The organism is Protofrankia sp. CiP1_Cm_nod4, from assembly GCF_982290645.1.
In genome coordinates this window covers 2,347-3,932 of sequence record NZ_CEVIVC010000133.1, presented here as the reverse complement: position 1 = coordinate 3,932, position 1,586 = coordinate 2,347, and the positions used below count along the sequence as shown (strand labels likewise).

1 protein-coding gene is annotated in these 1,586 nt (G+C 76.7%); it reads left to right on the top strand.

The window, feature by feature from the left end; genetic code table 11:
- Positions 1 to 348: 348 nt before the first annotated feature.
- The coding region (locus tag AC5LSR_RS19530) for a glycosyltransferase family 87 protein (RefSeq protein WP_493468782.1) at positions 349 to 1,586 on the top strand (1,238 nt) is incomplete at its 3' end.

Below are 1,586 nucleotides of genomic sequence, written 5' to 3'. Positions count from 1 at the left end.
ACGAGGAGGCCGGCCGCGGGAACCGCCCGGACCGGCGTGGCCCGGACCGGAACAGCCCCGGGCCAGCCGGGCAGGCGGAACCCGGCACCCCGGCGGCGGATACCGTCATGGAACGTGCGGACGGCTGACATCGGTGCCGCCGGGCCGGCGCCACAGCGGCCCGGCCGCCGCCTGTCCGTGCCCCGACGGCTCCCACCACCCGGGTATCCCGGCCGGCCCGTGCCGCCGGCGCGCCTGTCCCGGTGGGCGCGCCTGTCCCGGTGGGCGGGCCAGGCCCGGCGGCGGACACGGCCATGGTTCAGGCCCTGGCCGGCCCGCCGGATCTGGGTCTTCTGGCTGGTCTCCCGGGTGGTCCTGATCGTCCTCGCTGTCGCGGGCAGGACGCTCGGCGCGCAGCACGGGGTGCTCGGCGACGTCCGGCTCTACGGCCACTGGGGCTACGGCCTGGTGCACGGCGCGGGGCTGCCCGTTGACGACGACCGCTGGCAGTACCCGCCGGCCGCGGCGATCGCGCTCGCCGTCCCGTCCGTGCTGGAGGCGGCCGCCAGGCTGCCCTATGAGGTCGGTTTCTTCCTAATGATCATTATGGTGGACGCGGCGGTCACCGGCATGCTGGCCCGGCGCTCGGCGTCCGCGGCCCGCTTCTGGCTGCTGGGGATCTGCGCGCTCGGACCGGTCGCGCTGGCCCGTTTCGACCTGTTACCGGCCGCCCTGGTGGTGGCCGCGCTGGTCGGTGTCGCCGACCGGCGGTGGGGACTGGTGGGCGTCGCGGTCGGCCTCGGCGTCCTGGTCAAGGTGTGGCCGGCGCTGCTCCTGCCCGTGCTCGGCGGCGTGGTGGCAGCGCATGGCCCGGCAGCGGGGGCGGGCCCGGCCCGCTCGCGGATCCAGGCGCGCCAGGCGCCGGGTGCGGGGGAGCCGCCCCCGCTGCCGGCCCTGGCCCCGGGCTCCGACGCGTGTCCGGGCCCTCTGGTGGCGGGTGCCAGCGGCGGCGCGGCGTCGTGGCCGGCCCTGGCCAGGCTGGCTGGCGGGCTGGTGGCGGCGGTGGCGCTGGTGGCCGCGGTGCTGTTCGCGACGGGCTGGTGGCGGGAGTCATTCGCTTTCCTCGGCGCGCAGGAAGCTCGCGGCCTGCAGACCGAGGCCGTCCCCGCGACCCCGTTCGTCCTGGCGCACATGGTCGGCCTGGGCCCGGGCCCGGTCTACGACTGGGGATCGTTCCAGTTCGGCTCCCCGGCGGCACGCACCGTGGCGACGGCCTGTTCGGTGGTGGAGATCGTGGCCATGCTCGCCGCCACCGCGTGGTGGTGGACGCCCCGGCGGTCACGCGCGGCCACGAATCCGGCCACGAATCCGGCGGGGAATCCGGCGGACCGGATGCTGGCGCTGCTCCTGGTCGTCCTGGTGACGAGCCGGGTGCTCAGCCCCCAGTACCTGGTGTGGCTGCTGGCGGTCGCCGCCTGCCGTCCCCTGTGGCCGAACCCGGCGGCCGGTGGCCCGGCCAGCACGCCGAGCCCGGCCGTCGGTACCAGCTCTGCCGTCGGCGCCGGCCCTGCCAGTCTTGCTGCTGATGATCTTACCGTTGGCGCCGG